Origin of the sequence: Qipengyuania sp., from assembly GCF_042095715.1 — a bacterium.
Lineage (GTDB): Bacteria > Pseudomonadota > Alphaproteobacteria > Sphingomonadales > Sphingomonadaceae > Qipengyuania.
In genome coordinates this window covers 29,718-48,342 of sequence record NZ_JBELMO010000018.1, presented here as the reverse complement: position 1 = coordinate 48,342, position 18,625 = coordinate 29,718, and the positions used below count along the sequence as shown (strand labels likewise).

At 62.8% G+C, this 18,625-nt stretch carries 17 protein-coding genes and 1 tRNA gene; 12 read left to right on the top strand and 6 right to left on the bottom strand.

All coding sequences use genetic code 11. The features are described from left to right. From ACFDTG_RS06660 to ACFDTG_RS06650, 3 genes are all read left to right on the top strand, one after another. On the top strand, positions 1 to 487 hold a 487-nt coding region (locus ACFDTG_RS06660; protein WP_375290234.1), incomplete at its 5' end, for an amidohydrolase family protein. 24 nt (positions 488 to 511) lie between these two features. Next, on the top strand, positions 512 to 2,368 hold the full coding sequence (locus ACFDTG_RS06655; RefSeq protein ID WP_375290233.1) for a monovalent cation:proton antiporter-2 (CPA2) family protein: 1,857 nt from the start codon (positions 512 to 514) through the stop codon (positions 2,366 to 2,368). Between the two features lie 123 nt (positions 2,369 to 2,491). Continuing rightward, complete coding sequence (locus tag ACFDTG_RS06650; protein ID WP_375290232.1) at positions 2,492 to 2,674, top strand: hypothetical protein; 183 nt, start codon at positions 2,492 to 2,494, stop codon at positions 2,672 to 2,674. Between the two features lie 23 nt (positions 2,675 to 2,697). Here the strand turns inward: ACFDTG_RS06650 and ACFDTG_RS06645 are convergent. Then, positions 2,698 to 2,787, bottom strand: a tRNA-Ser gene (locus tag ACFDTG_RS06645). Positions 2,788 to 2,913: 126 nt separating this feature from the next. Between ACFDTG_RS06645 and ACFDTG_RS06640 the strand changes: the two genes are divergently transcribed. The 8 genes from ACFDTG_RS06640 (at position 2,914) to ACFDTG_RS06605 (ending at position 9,989) form a co-directional block, all read left to right on the top strand. Beyond that, positions 2,914 to 3,921, top strand: coding sequence for a lytic transglycosylase domain-containing protein (locus ACFDTG_RS06640; RefSeq protein WP_375290231.1), 1,008 nt, complete (start codon positions 2,914 to 2,916; stop codon positions 3,919 to 3,921). Between the two features lie 66 nt (positions 3,922 to 3,987). Then, positions 3,988 to 5,145 (top strand): D-alanyl-D-alanine carboxypeptidase family protein, encoded by a 1,158-nt coding sequence (locus tag ACFDTG_RS06635; protein ID WP_375290230.1) that lies wholly within the window; start codon positions 3,988 to 3,990, stop codon positions 5,143 to 5,145. After that, complete coding sequence (gene tmk, locus ACFDTG_RS06630) at positions 5,142 to 5,783, top strand: dTMP kinase (protein ID WP_375290229.1); 642 nt, start codon at positions 5,142 to 5,144, stop codon at positions 5,781 to 5,783. Before ACFDTG_RS06635 ends, tmk begins: the two co-directional genes overlap by 4 nt. After that, the gene (locus tag ACFDTG_RS06625; RefSeq protein ID WP_375290228.1) at positions 5,783 to 6,733 is read left to right on the top strand and encodes a DNA polymerase III subunit delta'; all 951 of its coding nucleotides are present in this window, start codon (positions 5,783 to 5,785) and stop codon (positions 6,731 to 6,733) included. Before tmk ends, ACFDTG_RS06625 begins: the two co-directional genes overlap by 1 nt. Then, complete coding sequence (gene metG / locus ACFDTG_RS06620; RefSeq protein ID WP_375290227.1) at positions 6,726 to 8,285, top strand: methionine--tRNA ligase; 1,560 nt, start codon at positions 6,726 to 6,728, stop codon at positions 8,283 to 8,285. The genes ACFDTG_RS06625 and metG overlap by 8 nt, the downstream gene beginning before the upstream one ends. Further along, positions 8,285 to 9,061, top strand: a complete 777-nt coding sequence (locus ACFDTG_RS06615; protein ID WP_375290226.1) for a TatD family hydrolase — start codon at positions 8,285 to 8,287, stop codon at positions 9,059 to 9,061. Before metG ends, ACFDTG_RS06615 begins: the two co-directional genes overlap by 1 nt. Then, positions 9,058 to 9,822, top strand: coding sequence for an MBL fold metallo-hydrolase (locus ACFDTG_RS06610; RefSeq protein ID WP_375290225.1), 765 nt, complete (start codon positions 9,058 to 9,060; stop codon positions 9,820 to 9,822). The genes ACFDTG_RS06615 and ACFDTG_RS06610 overlap by 4 nt, the downstream gene beginning before the upstream one ends. Further along, the gene (locus tag ACFDTG_RS06605; protein ID WP_375290224.1) at positions 9,819 to 9,989 is read left to right on the top strand and encodes a hypothetical protein; all 171 of its coding nucleotides are present in this window, start codon (positions 9,819 to 9,821) and stop codon (positions 9,987 to 9,989) included. Before ACFDTG_RS06610 ends, ACFDTG_RS06605 begins: the two co-directional genes overlap by 4 nt. Positions 9,990 to 10,023: 34 nt before the next feature. Here the strand turns inward: ACFDTG_RS06605 and ACFDTG_RS06600 are convergent, their stop codons facing one another. Further along, positions 10,024 to 12,060 (bottom strand): TonB-dependent receptor plug domain-containing protein, encoded by a 2,037-nt coding sequence (locus ACFDTG_RS06600; RefSeq protein WP_375290223.1) that lies wholly within the window; start codon positions 12,058 to 12,060, stop codon positions 10,024 to 10,026. Between the two features lie 88 nt (positions 12,061 to 12,148). Here ACFDTG_RS06600 and mazG point away from each other — a divergent pair, with 88 nt between their 5' ends. Further along, positions 12,149 to 12,907 (top strand): nucleoside triphosphate pyrophosphohydrolase, encoded by a 759-nt coding sequence (mazG, locus tag ACFDTG_RS06595; RefSeq protein WP_375290222.1) that lies wholly within the window; start codon positions 12,149 to 12,151, stop codon positions 12,905 to 12,907. A 3-nt stretch (positions 12,908 to 12,910) separates the two neighbouring features. Here the strand turns inward: mazG and hflX are convergent, their stop codons facing one another. The 4 genes from hflX to ACFDTG_RS06575 form a co-directional block, all read right to left on the bottom strand. After that, positions 12,911 to 14,185: a GTPase HflX gene (gene hflX / locus ACFDTG_RS06590; RefSeq protein WP_375290235.1), complete on the bottom strand. Its 1,275-nt coding sequence runs from the start codon at positions 14,183 to 14,185 to the stop codon at positions 12,911 to 12,913. Positions 14,186 to 14,232: 47 nt separating this feature from the next. Then, positions 14,233 to 14,814, bottom strand: a complete 582-nt coding sequence (gene hfq / locus ACFDTG_RS06585; protein WP_375290221.1) for an RNA chaperone Hfq — start codon at positions 14,812 to 14,814, stop codon at positions 14,233 to 14,235. A gap of 166 nt (positions 14,815 to 14,980) precedes the next feature. Then, a complete protein-coding gene (locus tag ACFDTG_RS06580; RefSeq protein WP_375290220.1) occupies positions 14,981 to 16,366 on the bottom strand; it encodes a sigma-54-dependent transcriptional regulator in 1,386 nt (461 codons plus the stop codon). Between the two features lie 19 nt (positions 16,367 to 16,385). Next, positions 16,386 to 18,623 (bottom strand): ATP-binding protein, encoded by a 2,238-nt coding sequence (locus ACFDTG_RS06575; protein WP_375290219.1) that lies wholly within the window; start codon positions 18,621 to 18,623, stop codon positions 16,386 to 16,388. Positions 18,624 to 18,625 lie beyond the last annotated feature (2 nt).

The following is an 18,625-nucleotide window of genomic DNA, read 5'->3' as shown; positions in this document are numbered from 1 at the left end:
GTTCGACACCATCGAACATGCCAGCTTCATCGACGAGGAGGGCATCCGCCTCGCCAAGGAACGCGGCACGTATCTTTCGATGGATATCTTCAACACCGAATACACGCTCAGCCAAGGCAAGGCGAATGGCGTGCTGGAAGAGAACCTCGCCAAGGAACGGCTCGTGTCCCAGGCGCAGCGCGACAATTTCGGCAAGGCGCACCGCGCGGGCGTGAAGATGGTGTTCGGCTCCGACGCGGGCGTGATGCCGCACGAAACCGTGGGCGGCCAGTTCGCAGTCATGGTGCGCTTCGGCATGACGCCGATCGAGGCGATCCGCGCGGCAACCGTGAACGCCGCCGATGCACTGGGCCAGACGGGCGACGTCGGCACGATCGCACCCGGTGCATGGGCCGATATCGTGGCCGTGAACGGCGACCCGCTGCGCGATCCCGAGGTGGTCCAATCGGTGCAGGCGGTGGTAAAGGGCGGCGTCCGGGTGGAATGATCCGCCCGCCGGGGAGTTAGAGCCATGGCCGGTCTTCTGATCCTCGCCTTCCTGATCCTGGTCGCCATGGTGGTGGCGGTGCCGCTGGCAAGCCGGTTCGGGCTCGGCTCCGTGCTCGGCTATCTCCTTGCCGGGGTGGCCATCGGGCCGCTGCTGAGGGCGCTGCGCGTCGATGTGGAGGCGTTGCAGGGCTTCGCCGAATTCGGCGTGGTGATGATGCTGTTCATCGTTGGGCTGGAGCTGGAGCCCAAGAAGCTGTGGGCCATGCGCGGGCGCTTGCTCGGCCTCGGCGGCGGGCAGATCCTGCTCGGCATCGCGGCCATTTCCGGAATCGCTTACATCTACGGTCTTCCCTGGCAGACCTCATTGGTCATCGGGATGATCCTGACGGTCAGTTCGACTGCCATCGTCGTGCAGTCGCTGACCGAGAAGGGGCTGCTGCGCAGCGAGGGAGGGCAGGCGAGCTTTTCGGTCCTGCTGATGCAGGACGTCGCGGTGATACCCATGCTGGCGGCGATCCCCCTGCTGGCCGTGGCCGGAGTGGCAGGAAGCACTGGCAGCACCGAAGTTGAGGCCGCGCACGGGGGCCTCAACCTGCTGGCCGATGCGCCCGCCTGGCTGGCGGCCATCGCCACGCTCGCCGCCGTCGGCGCGGTCGTTCTGGCGGGCGCCTATCTCGTGCGGCCCGCGTTCCGATTCATCGCGATGGCCAACCTGCGCGAGATGTTCACCGCCGTGGCGCTGGTCTTCGTGATCGGGATCGCGCTGCTAATGACGCTGGTCGGCCTGTCGCCCGCGCTGGGCGCGTTCCTGGCGGGCGTGGTGCTGGCCAACAGCGAATACCGGCACGAGCTGGAAAGTGACATTGCGCCGTTCAAGGGCCTGCTGCTGGGGCTGTTTTTCATCACCGTCGGGGCGGGAATCGATCTCGCCGTCGTCGTCCTGCGCTGGCAGGAGGTGGTGTTCTGGTCGCTGGTGATCGTGGCAGTGAAGATCGCGGTGGTCTTGTTGATCGCGCGGATGGCGGGGATCCGCCGCCAGATGGGCTGGCTCTTCGCGCTCAGCCTGGCGCAGGCGGGGGAATTTGCCTTCGTCCTCATCTCCTACGCGCGCGGCAACGGCGTGATACCGCCGGACCTTGCCGAACTGCTTCTGCTGCAGACCGCGCTGACGATGCTGATCACGCCATTCCTCTTCATCCTCTACGACAAGATCATCGCCCCCGCCTATTGCGGATCGCCGGAGCGCGAAGCCGACAGCATCGACGAGGAGAACCCGATCATCATCGCGGGCCGGGGCAGGGTGGGGGGCATCGTCGATCGCATGCTCGATGTAGCGGGCCATCGCGCGACGGTGATCGATTACGACAGCGAGCATATAGAGCAGCTCAAGAAATTCGGCGCCAAGAGCTATTTCGGCGACGCGACCAGGCCCGATCTGCTGGCAAGCGCAGGGATCGCCCGCGCCAGGCTGCTGATCGTGGCGCTGGACGATCGCGAGCAGATCGATCGGCTGGTGCGGTATGCGGTCGGCAATTTTCCGGACCTTCACGTCATCGCGCGGGCGAAGGATCGGGACCACGTCTATCATCTGTGGGCGATGGGCTGCCGCGACATCATTCGCGAAACCTATGATGCCGCCTTGCGCATGGGCCGATCCGCCTTCGAGGCGCTGGGGGTCGATCACCAGGATGCCCTTGCGATGGCCGAAGCTTTCGAAGAACGCGATCGCACTTCGATGCAGGAAGTGGCCGACCTCTATCGTCTGGACATTCCGCCTTGGGAGAACGAGCCGCTGCTCGAAAAGATCAAGGAGCTACGCACCGAATGGGATCCCAAGCTGCGCGAAATGATGGACGATATCGTCGCAAAGGGGCGCTGATATGCGGCCACGGACCATCGTGGTCGCCGTTGTCCCCATTTCGTCGTAAAAACCTGTCACCGGCCGCAAATTGCCGGAACCGCAAGCGCCACGGCGCGGTTGGTTCGGTGAGGAGATTGGCACATGGAATATGAGATCGACGACGATCCGCAGGGCCTGCCCGATCGCAATGAAGGCGATCGCGATGGCGGCATCCACGAAGACCGCATGATCTTCCGTTTCGGCGCGCCCGAAAGGCGTGAGAACGAGATCGACGATGCGAGCGATGAGGATTCGCCCATCGATCAGTTCGGCGAGGCCGCCTGAGAACATTGGCCACGATCGGTTATTGGCGGACAGGGTGGGATTCGAACCCACGGTGAGCGTGAACCCACGGCGGTTTTCAAGACCGCTGCCTTAAACCACTCGGCCACCTGTCCGTTGGGTGCAGCTAGCCCGCAATTTTCCCCGTGTCACCCGTTTCGATTGCACCAACATCGGCGTTCCGTGCGAAACCGGCGATCAAAAAGCTTGCCGTCACCACCGTCGAAAGCGACAATGCAGTCATGAAATTTTTCGCTTTTTTGACGGCGGCCCTGCTCGCCACGTTATCCCTGCCTGCGACGGCACAGGACATGTCATTCAACGCCTATCTGCAGGTTCTTCAGGCCCGCGCCCGCGCCGAGGGGGTCAGCGAGTCAACGATCTCACGGATGACGGCGGGTCTCACGCCCAGCGCGCGCGTGATCGAGCTGGATCAGGGTCAGCCTGGCAGTTCCAGCGGACGCGGTTTTCCGCCGCTTGCCCCTTACATCGCCACCCATGTCGACAACGCCCGCATCTCCGGCGGGCGGCGCGCGCTGGCGTCCAACGCCTCGACCATCAGGCGTGTGGAAACGGAATATGGCGTCCCAGGCGAGATACTGGTTGCGATCTGGGGCCACGAGACGGCCTATGGCAATGTGATGGGCGGTTTCGATCTGGCGCAGGCGCTGGCGACGCTGGCCTGGGAAGGTCGGCGGCGCGAGCTTTTCGCGACCGAGTTCGTCGATCTGCTCAAGATCGCCGACCGCGGTTTCTCTCGGTCTGAACTGAAAGGGAGCTGGGCGGGCGCCTTCGGCAATCCGCAATTCCTGCCGAGCATTTATCTGCGGCTCGCCGTTGACGGCAATGGCGACGGACGCGCTGACATCATGAACAGCGAATCGGACACGCTGGCCTCCATCGCCAATTACTTCCGCGACGCCGGATGGCGCAGCGGCCAGCCATGGGGCGTGCGCGCATCCGTGCCGGCCGGGTTCGATACCGATCGCTACGCCAGCGAATTGAACGCGCCCGTGTGCCCGCGCGTTCACATGCGGCACAGCCAGTTCAAGACGGTGCGCGAATGGCGCGCACTGGGTGTGCAGCCGCAGACGGCGCTCGGCGACGATGTGATGGCGTCGCTTTTCCAGCCCGACGGCTCTGGGCGCCCCGCATGGCTGCTTACCGGCAACTATCGCGTGATCCTGGAATACAACTGCTCGAACTACTACGCGATGAGCGTGGGCCTGCTGGCTGATGAAATCCGGTAGGAACAGGGCAGTCGATAACGGATCGGGGACCTCGCCACCGCGCCGCCGAGTGCGTAAGGGGCACGCATGACGTTCCGTCTCGCCCTAGGCCTTACCGCCCTGCTGACCGGACTTTCCGCCTCGGCTGCAACCCCGTCGGCCGTCCCCACTCCGCCCAACGAGGAAGATGCCCCGATCGCATTGCTGGTCGATCTGTCGAGCGGGCAGACGCTGTTTGCGCGCGAAGAGAATCGGCGCTTCATGCCGGCGTCGATCACCAAGGTCATGACAACGTTCCTCGCCTTTGAATGGCTGTCGCAGGGCAAGCTGTTTCGCGAACAGGTGACCGGCATGCGCCCCGACACCTTTCGCGATTGGCATGCCGTGGGATCGACCATGTATCTTGCCGAGAATGCTCCGGTTACGATCGACCAGTTACTTCACGGCATAACGACTGTATCGGCCAACGATGGCGCCGTGGTGCTGGCCGAAGCAGCGGCGGGTTCCGTACCGGCCTGGCTGGCAGCGATGAACCGGAAGGCGCAAGAGATCGGAATGGCGGACAGCCATTACGGGACGCCCAACGGGTGGATGGACGGGGGCCACACCTTCGTGACCGCGCGCGATCTGGCGACGCTGGCATCGGCGATGATCACGCGCCACCCGGAATACTACCGCCATTTCGTCGGTGTCCGCCGGCTGACATACAACGGAATACAGCAGGTCAATCACGACCCCATCAGCGGCAAGGTTCCTGGCGCGGATGGGATCAAGACCGGCTTCACCAACCAGGCAGGCTACGGCTTTCTGGGCAGCGCGGAGCGCGATGGGCGGCGCCTGGTGATGGTCGTGGCAGCGTCCCCCACTGGGCGTCAGCGCAATCAGGCTGCTACCGCCTTCATCGAATGGGGCTTCCAGGCTTTTGACAGCCATCCCCTTTTCAAGAAAGACGAGACCATAGGCAATGCCGAGGTACAGAACGGGGGCCTGTCCAATGTGGGGCTGGTCACGCGTTCGCCGATCAGGGTCGCGCTTCGGAAGGGTGGCGGGGGCCGGCCCGAGCTGAAAATCCGTTACGAGGGCCCTTTGCAGGCGCCCATCGCAAAGGGCGAGCATGTCGCGGATCTCGTTATCTCGATCGACGGACGGCAGGTCAGTTCCCTGCCTCTGGTGGCAGACAGGGCAGTGGCGGTGGCCACGCCGATCCAGCGCGTTTTTAACGGCATCCGAAGCTGGATCACATGACGAAGAAAGGCCGCTTCATCGTCTTCGAAGGGGGGGAGGGCACGGGAAAATCAACCCAGACCCGCCTCCTGGGCGAGGCCCTGACGGAGCGCGGCCTCGACGTGCTGCTGACCCGCGAACCGGGCGGCACCCCGGGTGCCGAAGCCATCCGGACACTTCTGCTACACCCGCCGGGCGAAGGTTGGGGTGTCCAGGCCGAGGCGCTCCTGTTCGCTGCCGCACGATCCGATCATGTTCATAAACTGATCCTTCCCGCTCTGGATCGGGGACAGTGGGTGATTGCCGATCGTTTCCTCGATTCAAGCCGCGCCTATCAGGGCATGGCAGGGGGTCTTGGCGATTCTGCGGTGCAGGGTCTTCACAAGGTGGGCAGCGGCGGTCTCCTCCCCGATCTGACCATTCTCCTGCGCGCTCCGGGAGAGAGCGTCGCCAAGCGACTTGCCTTACGCGACGGCCAGAACAGCGACGCGATCGGGGGCCGTAATTCCGAATATCATGAGGCGGTGGGGCGCGCCTTCGACAGCTTTGCGCAGCAATCGCCCGAGCGTTTCGCCTTGGTCGAAGGGGATGCCGATCCGCAAACCGTGCATCGCCGCGTGCTGGACGCGATTGAGACTGTTCTGGGCGATCCTGGCTGATGCTGAGCGGACACGAACAAGCGTGGTCAGCGTGGCACAGGGCGATGGAGGGCGAGCGGATGCATCACGCATGGCTCCTCACGGGGACCTCCGGACTGGGGAAAGCGCGTTTTGCCTGCGCCGCCGCTCGCGAACTGGTTGGTGCCGCCGGCGAAGCCGAAAGCCATCCCGATATCCTCACCATCACCTATGGATCGAAGGACGACAAGGAAGAGCGCAAACGTCAGGACGGCAAGGCGTTCGAGCGGGCACGTAGCATTCGCATCGCGCAAATCCGCGCCCTGCAACAGCGCCTCACCACACGGCCCACTCTAGGTGCGCGACGAGCAGTGATCATCGATCCGGCCGATGACATGGAGCGAAATGCAGCCAATGCCTTGCTGAAGAGCCTGGAAGAACCGCCTGTGGGAACGGTATTTCTGCTGATCAGCCACAGCCCGGCCCGACTCTTGCCGACCATTCGCTCACGGTGTCGGACCCTGCGTTTTCCGGCCCTTTCTTCGTCCGAACTCGACACGATCCTTTCCGCCGAGGCGCCGCAAGCCCATGTTGACGACCGGCAGGCTGCAATCGCCGCGGCGTCCGGCTCTCCAGGTGCTGCTCTCGCGTTCCTGGAGATGGGGCTGGCCAAGCCCGCCAAGGCGATGCGCAAGCTGCGTGATGAGGGCGATCGCAGTTTCGCGACTCGCGGAGAGCTGGCAGGTATGATCGGCAATCGTCCCGACCGCGAGCGCGTGCGGGCGATCCTGGACCTTGCCCGCGCCATCATGCTGGAAAATGTCGAGGATCTATCTAGGGCAAGGGCCGGTGCGCGCATCGCAGCGCATGCCGGCCTGATCGAGCTGACCAACGAATTCGTGACCTACAATTTCGATCCTGGCTTGCTGGCCATGGAAATCGGCAACTTGCTCGCAAGCGCAGCGGAAGCTAGCGAACCCGCCGATGGCTGACCCTTTCTATCTCACCACCGCGATCAACTACCCCAATGGCAAGCCGCATATCGGCCATGCTTACGAGGCTATTGCCGCCGATGTGATCGCCCGATTTCAACGTCTGCAGGGCAGGGAGGTCCGGTTCCAGACCGGGACCGACGAGCATGGCCTGAAAATGGCCCGCAAGGCGGAAGAGCAGGGACGCACGCCGCGTAAGCTGGCCGACGAGATGTCGGGCTATTTCCGCAGCATGGATGAAGCCCTGGGCATCAGCTACGATCGCTTCATCAGAACCGTCGAGCCGGATCATCATCGGGCGAGCCAGGCGATCTGGGAAGCCATGGAACGTGCAGGCGATCTCTATCTTGACCGCTACGATGGCTGGTACTCGGTCCGCGACGAGGCGTATTACGACGAAAGCGAGCTGGTGGCAGGTGAGGGCGATACCAAGCTCTCCCCCCAGGGAACCCCGGTGGAATGGACGGTCGAGGAAAGCTGGTTCTTCCGTCTGTCGCGGTATCAGGACCGCCTCGTCGAGCTCCTGAACACACCGGGTTTCTGCGAGCCTGAGCGCAGTCGCAACGAGATGCTGGCATTCGTTTCCGGTGGGCTCAAAGATCTTTCGGTCAGCCGCACCAGCTTCGATTGGGGCGTGAAGGTGCCGGGCAGCGAGGGCCATGTGATGTATGTGTGGGTCGATGCGCTCACCAATTACATCACCGGCCTTGGCTACCCGGATGATACGGAAGAATGGCGCAAGTTCTGGCCGGCCAATCTCCATCTTGTCGGCAAGGATATCGTTCGCTTCCACACCGTCTACTGGCCCGCTTTCCTGATGAGTGCCGGACTGGAAGTGCCGCAGAAAGTCTTTGCCCACGGGTTCATCCTCAATCGGGGTCAGAAGGAATCGAAATCGCTCGGTAACGTGACCGACCCTGTCGAACTTGCCGACCGTTTCGGCGTGGCGAACCTGCGCTATTTCCTCATGCGCGAAGTCGCCTTCGGCCAGGATGGCAGCTATTCGGCCGAAGCGATCATCACGCGGTGCAACGCGGAACTCGCCAACAGCTTCGGCAATCTGGTTCAGCGCACGCTCTCCATGATTGCCAAGAACATGTCGGGCGAGCTCGGTGAACTCATTCCCGATGCGCCCGATACGGCGCTTCTCGATCTGGTCAGGAGTTCGTGCGCGACTGATCTCCCGCGCGAATTCGGCGTTCTCGCGTTCAGCCAGGGGATCGAAGCCTGGATGCAGGCGGTTTGGGCATGTAATCGCTATGTCGACGAGCAGGCGCCATGGACCCTTCGCAAGACCGACGGCGAACGGATGAAAACCGTTCTCCAGACGCTTTTCGTGGCGATCCGCGATCTGGCAATCGCGATCCAACCTGTCATCCCGGATAAGGCCGGCGCGGTTCTCGACATGCTGGGCGTCGATGCGGACCGGCGGACTTATGCTCACCTCGCGGAGGAGGGATGGTATTCCGATCTCCTGGCCAGCGGATTTCGCGTCGAACCGCCAGCGCCGCAGTTTCCGCGCCTGGAAATGCCGCAAGCCGAGGATGCCTGATGCTGATCGATAGTCACTGCCATCTGGAGTATGAGGGGCTGGTCGAGGATCAGCAGGCCACGCTCGATCGCGCCCGCGCGGCAGGGGTGGGAACATTCCTCAATATTTCGACCAAGCGAAGCGAATGGGGCCAAGTCGTCGCCACGGCCGAGCGCGAAGAGGACGTCTATGCTAGCGTGGGCATCCACCCGCACCACGCGGATGACCATCTGGATCTTACCGAGGAAGATCTGGCGGAGGCTGCGCAAAATCCCCGCGTTGTCGGTCTGGGCGAGACCGGGCTAGACTATTTCTACGAGCATTCGGACCGGAAGGCGCAGGCGGCCCTGTTTCGCCGTCACATCGGGGTGTCGCGCGAGCTGCAACTTCCCGTCATCATCCATACGCGCGATGCGGAAGACGATACGATCGCCATACTGGACGACGAGATGGGGAAGGGCCGCTTCCCCGCGCTGATCCACTGCTTCACCGCTTCCGCCGATTTCGGAACGCGCGTGCTGGACCTGGGTCTGACCATCTCTATCTCCGGCATAGTGACCTTCAAGAACGCCAAGGATCTGGCCAATTTCGCCGCAACGATACCCGACGACAGGCTTCTGGTCGAAACGGACAGCCCGTTCCTCGCCCCGGTGCCGCATCGCGGGAAGGCATGCGAACCGGCATTCGTGGTTGATACCGCGCGCTTCCTGGCAGAACTGCGAGGGCAGAGCGTCGAAGAGCTCGCCACCAAGACCAGCGCCAATTTCCAGAGGCTTTTCAGCCGGGTTGCTGCGTGAAGCTGTTGATGCTCGGCTCCGGCACGTCGACGGGCGTGCCGCGCGTGGGGGGCGATTGGGGCGCCTGCGACCCCGCTGAACCCAGGAACCGCCGCACGCGGGTCTCGATCATGATCGAGAACGCAGCTGGACAAAGGATTCTGGTCGATACCTCTCCCGACCTGCGCGCCCAGTTGCTGCGCCATGATATCGGGCGGGTGGACGCGGTCCTGTGGACGCACGACCACGCGGACCATTGCCATGGCATCGATGACCTTCGCGTCATGCGTTACGATCGCAGCAACCCGCTACCGGGTTTTGCCAGCGAAGGAACAGTGGCGCGTCTGCGGCGACGGTTCGACTACATCTTCGAAGGTCAGCACGGCTATCCGACGCTGGTCGAACTCAAGCCGCTGGGCATGAAATTGCTGGTGGGTTTCCAGATCGACTGGGTCGAGATGCCGCACGGTCCGGCCAAAAGCACTGCGTTCCGCTTCGAGTGCGATGGCAAGTCCGTGGTCTATGCAACGGATTTCAGTGAGATTACCGACAGGATGGTCAGCTGCTTCCGCGGCGCGGATCTTTTGGTGTGCGATTGCCTTCGCCGCAAGGATCATCCCACGCACGCGCATCTGGCCATGTCGCTGGATTTGCAGAAGCGCACGAAGGCCAAGAAGCTTATCCTGACCCATCTCGACAAGAGCATGGATTATCAGACGCTGTGCCGCGAAGTTCCGTCCGGTGTAGAGGTCGGCTACGACGGATTGGTGTGGCACGGATGACCGAACACGATTGGGTCCAGCTGATTAGCGTCGTCGGATTTCTGGTACTTGCCGGGTCGGCATTGGCCTCGCACCGGTTGTCGCTGCGGAAGGGACTGGTCATGGCGCTGGCTTGGGGTTCCATATTCCTCGCGGCGTTTTTGGTCTTCGACCTGATCCGAGGTTGACCTCTCCATATTTTACATAATATATATTATCGTTCTAACGGTTGGCGCTCCACCGGAACCCGAGCCAGATGGTGCGGCCCACCCCCAGGTCTATTGAACCGCCCTGATTTCGCGTGACGATATCCACGTCCGTGAGATTTTCGATGCGCGCAACTAACGAGGTGTTTGGAAGCACTGGGATAGCAGCATAAGCGCTGATCGTAGTGAACCCCGGGAGTTCATCGACGCCGAGATCGTCTTCGAACTGATCGCCTATATGGCGAACCGTCACGCTCAACTCGCCGTCATCAAAGATCGCGTGAGAGGCGGAAAAGCTGCCCGAAACACGCGGCGTCTGGGCCGGTCGCCGCCCATCCAGGAAGGCTGCTGGTCCCGATGCGTCCACCGTGGCATCGACCAGCGCAAGGGATCCCCGCAATTCCCATCGATCGATCTCGAGCGACCCGTCCACCTCCAAGCCCCGCGCCGCAATGGCATCGACGTTGCGCCTCTGCCGCAAGTTTTCCGCGATGGTCACATTGGCAATCGCATCGCGCACCCGGTTCGCAAAGGCCGTGACTGACACCCGTCCATGGTCCATTGGCCGCCAGTCGGTCCCGATCTCGAATCCCTCGAGACGTTCTGTGGAAAGCTCCGCATTCGCCTGGGTTACAACGGGAAAAACCGTGAATGGCCGATACAGCTCATTAAGGGTCGGCAGGCGAAGCCCAGTGTAGCCCGCAGCCCGGACTCCAAGGGTGTCGGCAAGCCGAACACGGCCGCCAATGCGATAGGATGCGATCCATTCCGTTCGGTCTGCATAACGGACATCGCTGTTCACCGCGCCGTTACTCGAAAGCTCGCGAAAGAACCCGTCCGAGATCGACACCCGGTCGGCGCGTAGCCCGGCGGTCAGAGTGAGATCGCCGCTGCGCCAATCATCCTCCACAAAAACGCCGAGGTCGCTATTGCGTCCCCCGGCTGCGCGGCGTGCGGTGACGGCGCCGCTGAATGCGCTCAGCGCCAACTCAGACAGCTGCCCGCTGGAGCGCCTGTAATCCGCACCGATCCTCAGCGTATGATGGTCACCGATCGGCGGCCGCACTTCGATCTTGCCCCCCAACCCGGTGGAAGGGGTATTCCGCTGATCCAGGACAGGAACGAACCTGGTCGAACTGATGACAACATTGGAAAAATTGCGCATCTGGACGTAGCCCAGCACGTCCACGGCCCAGCTTCCCGTGCCGACGACCCTCAGGCTGGCATCGGTCCCGGACGAGGTGCTGTCGGCGCCCTCGAAACGAAGGGTGCGTGCATCGTCATACGTCAGGATGCGAGCTTGCAACTCCAGCCCATCGGCCAACGGCGCGACGCCGCGGCCGAACAAAGACCAGCTGTCATAGGCCGCACGCGCTGTCGCCTCCACGCGCTGGCTCGGGGGGGTGGTGAAAACCCCCCTTCCCCGATCCCAGCGCCCGGAAATGGTGGCAAAACCCGATCCCAGCCTGGGGGCCAGGGTAAGAGTGGCCTCGGTATCCTCGCGATCCGAAGCGAGCAAACCGAGTGAGACCGGATCAAGTTGATCAAATTGCGCACTCGATAACTCGATCGTGCCCGCGAGTGCACCCGCTCCGAACGGACCGCTTCCCCCTCCCCGCGTGACCCGAACCTGCGATAGCCGCTCCGGCGCGATGGCACTGAACGGAATATAGCCGAAAAACGGATCGCTAATGGGGACCCCGTCGAGCAGCACCAGCGCGCGGCTCGTCGCGTTGCCGCCCAATGCGCGCAGTGTGGCCCCTTGGGCGGACGGATTGGAGGTCCGGCTGTCCGACCGCCTGAATTGCTGAAAACCGGCGATGTCCGACAGTGCATCCTCGATCCGACCCGAGGCAGTCGAGACCAGCGTATCGCGATTGATGACGATCGAATCATACGCCTCGACGGATGGCGCCTCGCGCAGTCCCTGCCCGGTCACGATGATCGTATCCGCCTCGACCGCCGAAGGATCGCTCTCCTGAGCCACGGCAGTATCGGCCAGTGCGCCCGTGCAAACCAGCCAGCATATCGAGAAGATTGAGCGCGACCCCATGTTGCGCCTCGCATAAGGACGAACACTATGGCGGGCAATGCCCACGGCGGCCTTGCGCCCGACCACGCGCTCATCAAATACGGGTGCGATGGAAAACCGTACCGATCAACTCGCACGTCTGCTTTCGATCATGGCCCAGCTGCGCGATCCCGCGCATGGCTGCGAGTGGGACCTGGCCCAGAACTTTGCGAGCATTGCACCCTACACAATTGAAGAAGCGTACGAAGTCGCCGATGCTATTGCTCGCGAGGATTTGGGCGATCTGCGCGGTGAATTGGGCGATCTGCTGCTTCAGGTGGTGTTCCATGCCCGCTTGGCTGAAGAAGCGGGAGCTTTCCGTTTCGAAGACGTAGCACGCGCGATTTCTGACAAGATGGAAGCGCGGCATCCCCATATCTTCGGCGATCAGTCAGGCGCGATGGACGAAGCGCGTTGGGAAGATCTGAAGGCGGCAGAGCGGTCGCAAGGGGGCTTCGAAAGCGCGATGGATGGGGTCGCACTGGCGCTGCCGGCGCTGAAAAGGGCACACAAACTCCAGAAGAGGGCCGCCCGCGACGGGTTCGACTGGCCCGATCGCGAAGGGCCGAAGGCCAAGGTGATCGAGGAAATCGCCGAATTGGAAGAGGCGCAGGATGAGCAGATTGCCGAAGAAGCGGGCGATCTGCTGTTCGCCGCGGTGAACCTCGTTCGCAGCTATGGCGTGGATGCGGAGGAGGCGCTGCGCGCCGCGAACGCAAAGTTCGAGCGGCGCTATCGCGCTATGGAAGACCGCGCCGACGGGGGTTTTGCCTGCCTCGACCTTCAGGCCCAGGAGGAGCTCTGGCAGGCGGTCAAGGCGAGCGAGTGAGGGTCAGGCCGGGCTCAAGGTTTCGAACTGGCCGAGTTCCTTGGCGTTCAGACGCACCCTGATGGTGCGCACGCTGTCGTCTCCATCGACGGGGCGATCGGACAGCACTTCACCATGCGCATGCAACCAAGCTAGGCGGCGGCCGTCGGCCGCGGGAATTTCCACCTCTATGGTTTGGGCGGAACTGGTCAGCATGGCGCCCAAATGCGTTTCGAGATCCTCGACACCATCCCCGGTCAGGGCCGAAACCGCAACCACGTCCCGCGAATCGGACGCGAAAGGGGCGAGTTCGTCCATCTGCTCGGCGGTCAGGGCGTCCCACTTGTTCCAGACTTCGAGGATGGGAATGTCCCCCTCCCCGTCCTCGTTTCCAGCGACGCCCAGATCCTCGAGAACCGCCATGACCTGGGCCTTTTGCGCTTCGGCCGCCTCACTCGACATGTCTCTGACATGGCAGATCACATCGGCAGCCGTGACTTCCTCCAGCGTGGCGCGGAAGGCCGCCACAAGCTGGGTCGGCAGGTCCGAAATGAAACCGACCGTATCAGAAAGAATGGCCTTCGTCACACCAGGTAGCTCAATGCCGCGCATGGTGGGATCGAGCGTTGCGAAGAGCAGGTCTTCCGCCATGACGTTCGCTCCGGTGAGCCGGTTGAAAAGCGTCGACTTTCCGGCGTTCGTATAGCCGACGAGCGCGATCACCGGCCAGGGCGCACGCTCGCGCCGCTCGCGATGGAGCGTACGTGTGCGGCGGACCTGCTCCAGTTCGCGGCGCAGGCGGCCCATCCGCTGTCGGATCATCCGACGATCCGCCTCGATCTGTGTTTCGCCCGGCCCGCCGAGGAAACCGAAGCCACCGCGCTGGCGCTCCAGGTGGGTCCAACTCCTCACGAGACGACTCTGCTGGTAATCGAGATGGGCCAGTTCGACCTGCAGCCGCCCTTCGGCAGTGGCCGCGCGTTCGCCGAAGATCTCCAGTATCAGTCCGGTGCGGTCGATGACCTTGCGCTTTAGCTTATCTTCGAGATTGCGCTGCTGGATCGGAGAGAGCGCGCCATCGACGGTGACGAGATCGATCGCATTCTGCTCGCAGGCAATCGCGATGTTTTCCACCTGGCCGGACCCGAACAGCGTGTTCGGCTTCACGTCGCGCACCGGGATGACGATCGAATCGGCGATCACCAAGCCTATCGCCAAGGCCAGGCCCCGGGCTTCATCCAGACGTTCGTCGGCGGCCAGATCGTAGCGTTCGCCCCGGATGTCGGGGCAAACGACCAGGGTGCGTGCGCCGCGCGTTACCTCGCCGGCGGTTTCTTCACCGAAATTCAGCTGTCGTCTTCCTCGAATTCTTCGCTGAGGTCGACCGCCACGGCAGGCTGGATGGTCGAAACGGCGTGCTTGTAGGCCAGCTGCACATAGCCTTCGCGCTCCAGCAGCATGCAGAACAGGTCGTATGCGGCAATCTTTCCCTGCAGCATCACGCCGTTGACGAGGAACATGGTCACCTGAGCCTCGACCTCGCTCACCCGGCCGAGGAACACGTCCTGCAAAAGGCGTTGCTTGCTAGTCTGCGGCTGGCTGGAAAATTGGTCGGCATCCATGGGCGTGCCGGGCATGATCGTGGAGATCGCGTGCTTGTAGACCAGCTGCGATTGCCCGTCGCGGCGAAGCAGGATCGAGAAATTGTCGAACCAGGTGACGATGCCCTGCAACTTCACCCCTTTTACGAGAAACATCGTGACCGGGGTCTTCGTCTTGCGCAGCAGATTAAGAAACGCATCCTGCAGGCTCTGCTGCTTTCCGGATCCGGATTTCGCGGGGGCGGCAGTTGCCTTCTTTTCGTCGCTAGCTTCCGCTTCGGGCTTTGGCGCGCGCGGCCGGGCACTCAAAGTTCGTTCGCTGGGCATGATCTCACAGTCCTCTTGTTGGCGAAGGCCATTACCGGCCCTTGCAATCTGGAGCCCCGCGTGATGACGACCACACAGAACATCCGAATTCAGCCCGTATTATGGGCATAAAGCTTCGCTTCGCCAACCGTCTTTTCGCAACTGCGTTCCCTATCGCGCGACAAACTCAATTGTCCTTCCCGCTCCCCTTGCGATCGACCATGCCCAGCAGCTTCAGCTTTCGATGCAGGGCGGAGCGCTCCATCCCAATGAAGCTGGCGGTCTTGGAGATGTTTCCGGAGAACCGCCTTATCTGAACCGACAGGTATTCGCGCTCGAAGTTCTCGCGCGCCTCGCGCAACGGAGCACCCATAAGCGAGGTCAGCGCCGCACCATCGCCGCCCTTCCCATCCGTCACCTCGCCGGCGAGCATCTCGGTCTCGATCGTCTCCAGCCTGTCGCGCGGGGTAAGGATAATCGCGCGTTCGACCACATTGCGCAGTTGGCGGACATTTCCGGGCCAGTCATAGGCCTGCAGAGCGGCCAGCGCATCGTCGCTGATCTGCGGCGCCGGCAGGCCCTGCTCCGCAGCGTAGCGGGTGAAGAAATGCTCCGCCAGAACGGGTATATCCGCCCGGCGCTCGGCCAGTGAGGGTATGGTCACCGGGACCACGTTCAGGCGATAGAACAAGTCTTCGCGAAAACGCTTTTCCTCCATTTCGGCCGCGAGATCGCGCGCGGTCGAAGAAACCACCCGCACGTCGACGCCAATCTGACGTGTTCCGCCGACCCGCACGAAGCTCTGTTCTGTGAGCACCCTCAGGATACGCGCCTGAGTGGAAAGCGGCATGTCGGCCACCTCGTCGAGATAGAGCGTGCCGCCGTCGGCCAGTTCGAGAAGCCCCGCCCGCAGTAGCCGCCCATCCTGCTCTTCCCCGAACAGTTCGTGTTCGAAGCGTTCGGGCGTGATCCGGGCGGAATTGACGGTGACGAAGGGATTGTCCGCTCGCGGGCTCCAGGCGTGCAGCAGCCGCGCCGCGACCTCCTTACCCGCACCGCCTGGCCCGGTGATGAGCACGCGGCTGCCCGTCCCGGCGACTCTCTTCAGCGTGGCGCGCACGGTGTTGATCGCCGCCGAATTGCCGGTGAATTCCTCCCCTTGGGGCACCGCGCTTTTCAGCCGACTGTTTTCGCGGCGAAGCCGCTCGGTTTCGGTCGCGCGTTCCACCAGGTGAAGCAGTTTTTCGGCTTCGAACGGCTTTTCGATGAAGTCCATGGCGCCGCGGCTGACGGCGGAGACGGCGGTATCGATATTGCCATGGCCGGAAAAGATGATGACTGGCAGATCGGGCTCGCGCTGCTTGATCGCGTCTAGAACCTCCAACCCATCCATCGGACTGCCGTGCAGCCACACGTCCAGCAGCACCAGGCTGGGCCGCTTGCGATCGATCTCCTGCAGGGCGCCTTCGCTGTCCCCAGAGGTCCGGCACGAGTAACCTTCGTCGCTCAGCACGCCCGCGACCAGGTCGCGGATATCGCGTTCGTCATCAACAACGAGTATTTCCAAACTCATTTCAGCTCCCGAGTCATGCCTACACGCGCTCCGCATCGGCGGACGTAGGCTGCTGTGTGATCGTTCGTTGTGGTGCGCGCGCAAAGCGAAGAACAACGCGGGTTCCCCCTTCGTCGCGCGCGGCAAAGGTCATGTCGCCGCCATGTTCCTCGACGATCTTGTTCACGATCGCGAGGCCCAGCCCCGTGCCCTTCTCGCGCGTGGTCATATAGGGTTCCACGATGCGTTCCCGGTCCTTGGGCAGCCCAATGCCGTTATCTTCCACCTTGATGGTGCACATGTCGGCATCGCATTCCAGCGTCACGGAGATCCGGCCTCGATAATCCAGCGGTGCGTCGCGCATCCGCGCGTCGATCGCCTCGGCCGCGTTCTTGAGGACGTTGGTCATCGCTTGGCCTAGCTGGTGGCGATCGCAGTGAAGCGCGATCTTGCCCTCGGTATCGCCCGCCAGCGCATAATCGATCTGAGGGTTGGCGACTTCCTGGAGGAATAGCGATTGCCGCACCAGGTCGAGCGCATCTTCCGCCCGGAATACCGGCTTGGGCAGGCGCGCGAAGGAGGAAAACTCGTCAACCATGGTACGTAGGTCGCCCACCTGCCGCACGATGGTGTTCGTGAGTTCGTCGAACAGTTCTCCATCCTCCTTAATCTGCTTGCGATAGCGACGCTTCAGACGCTCGGTCGCGAGCTGGATCGGAGTGAGCGGGTTCTTGATCTCGTGCGCGATGCGACGCGCCACGTCCGACCATGCCGCCTGTCGCTGGTCGAGCAGCTGGCGCGTTATATCCTCGAAGGTGACGACGTGGCCCTCCCGCTCGGGTGCGATCTTCACTGCCAGCGTGGCCAACTCCCCCCCGCCCTTGGCATGGCTCACCACGCCCTGCTTGAGCCCCGCCTCCACCATGGCGGCAATCTGCGGGGCGATGGCATCGATATGGAGCGGGTGGGGCCGCTCGCGGTCCGGCCCGATCAGCATTCGTTCCGCCGGCGCGTTCATCAGCAAGATATGACCTCCGCGATCCAGCGACAGCACACCCGCACTCACGGATTCAATCACCGCTTCGATAAAGCCGCGCCGCTCCTCAAGCTGGCGGTTCGCCCCCACCAGCGCATCGGTTTGTTTTTCGAGCTGCGCGGTCATTCGGTTAAAGGCTCGGTTTAGCAGGCCGATTTCGTCACCGCCTGTGCGGCCCTCTACCCGCAGCGCGAAATTCCCTGCGCCGACCTTGCGCGCGGCAAGGACAAGGTCGGTCAGCGGTTCGACCTGCTGGTCCGCGAAGCGCAGGGCGAACCACACCGCAAACCCGACCAAGGCGAGGCTGACGAAGAACAGCGCCAAGTTGAACCGCAATTGCAGAGCGCGTGCGCGCTGTGTCACCACGTCGTAGGTGGAGGCGATCGCCTTTGCCGCCTCCCAGCTGCGGAAGGACCCCGCTTCCGATCCGCGGGCGTCGTAAAGATAGATCCCGGCTTCGCGATCGATGGGGGACACGGCCTCGATGCGCTGCGGGTTACCTTCGACGACGACCAATTGTCCGGACGCGAGCTGCGGCATGGCTCGCTGCACGAAGGCGGCAGGATCGTTATCCTCGCTGAGGCCATAGACGAAGGCGGTCCGCAAGGTGCCATCGTCCTGCGCCTGGAGGATCGCGCTTTCCGTGATGTCGCGATTTTCGGCCTGATAGCGGAACAGCGTCGGCCAGTTGTCGCTGACGATGGAGACACGTTCGAGATAATATTTGAGATCACTCGCCATCGCGATGGTGTGGTTGGCGACGTCTTCCTGGTTCTGAGTGTAATAGCTTTCCGCCATCTGATTGGCGTTGCTCATCAACCCGCGCGATTCGTTTGAAAACCAGAAATCCACGCCGGACTGGAAGAGCACCGCGGCAAATCCGGCGACAAGAAGCGTAGGGACGGCCGCGATGAGGGAGAACAGGAAGACCAGGCGGACATGGAGCCTGGCGGTACTGCCCGCCGCGCGACGCAGTGCCAGCCGTCGCCCCAGCAACATCAGCAGTGCGATGGCCGGGAGCAACGATCCTACGAGCAACGTGGCCACCAGACGGGTAGGCAAAAGCTCCGATCCCTCCGGCACGGCGGAGAAGCTCAGATAGGCACCGATTGCCATGCCAACCAGGGCGATGCCGCACAGCACCTCCACCCAGAAAAAAACATTCGAACGGCGCGACGTCACGATCGCGCGCCGCAACCAGCGCGGCGACTGGACCATTCCTGTTCGAGCTCTGGACGCCATCG

What these genes read in the sequence shown, in the direction of transcription:
- ACFDTG_RS06600 (WP_375290223.1), bottom strand. Translation starts at nt 12,060, where the DNA reads ATGGGGTCGCGCTCAATCTTCTCGATATGCTGGCTGGTTTGCACGGGC.
- ACFDTG_RS06655 (WP_375290233.1), top strand. Translation starts at nt 512, where the DNA reads ATGGCCGGTCTTCTGATCCTCGCCTTCCTGATCCTGGTCGCCATGGTG.
- ACFDTG_RS06575 (WP_375290219.1), bottom strand. Translation starts at nt 18,623, where the DNA reads ATGGCGTCCAGAGCTCGAACAGGAATGGTCCAGTCGCCGCGCTGGTTG.
- ACFDTG_RS06580 (WP_375290220.1), bottom strand. Translation starts at nt 16,366, where the DNA reads ATGAGTTTGGAAATACTCGTTGTTGATGACGAACGCGATATCCGCGAC.
- tmk (WP_375290229.1), top strand. Translation starts at nt 5,142, where the DNA reads ATGACGAAGAAAGGCCGCTTCATCGTCTTCGAAGGGGGGGAGGGCACG.
- ACFDTG_RS06615 (WP_375290226.1), top strand. Translation starts at nt 8,285, where the DNA reads ATGCTGATCGATAGTCACTGCCATCTGGAGTATGAGGGGCTGGTCGAG.
- mazG (WP_375290222.1), top strand. Translation starts at nt 12,149, where the DNA reads ATGGAAAACCGTACCGATCAACTCGCACGTCTGCTTTCGATCATGGCC.
- ACFDTG_RS06625 (WP_375290228.1), top strand. Translation starts at nt 5,783, where the DNA reads ATGCTGAGCGGACACGAACAAGCGTGGTCAGCGTGGCACAGGGCGATG.
- ACFDTG_RS06650 (WP_375290232.1), top strand. Translation starts at nt 2,492, where the DNA reads ATGGAATATGAGATCGACGACGATCCGCAGGGCCTGCCCGATCGCAAT.
- ACFDTG_RS06605 (WP_375290224.1), top strand. Translation starts at nt 9,819, where the DNA reads ATGACCGAACACGATTGGGTCCAGCTGATTAGCGTCGTCGGATTTCTG.
- ACFDTG_RS06640 (WP_375290231.1), top strand. Translation starts at nt 2,914, where the DNA reads ATGAAATTTTTCGCTTTTTTGACGGCGGCCCTGCTCGCCACGTTATCC.
- metG (WP_375290227.1), top strand. Translation starts at nt 6,726, where the DNA reads ATGGCTGACCCTTTCTATCTCACCACCGCGATCAACTACCCCAATGGC.
- hfq (WP_375290221.1), bottom strand. Translation starts at nt 14,814, where the DNA reads ATGCCCAGCGAACGAACTTTGAGTGCCCGGCCGCGCGCGCCAAAGCCC.
- ACFDTG_RS06635 (WP_375290230.1), top strand. Translation starts at nt 3,988, where the DNA reads ATGACGTTCCGTCTCGCCCTAGGCCTTACCGCCCTGCTGACCGGACTT.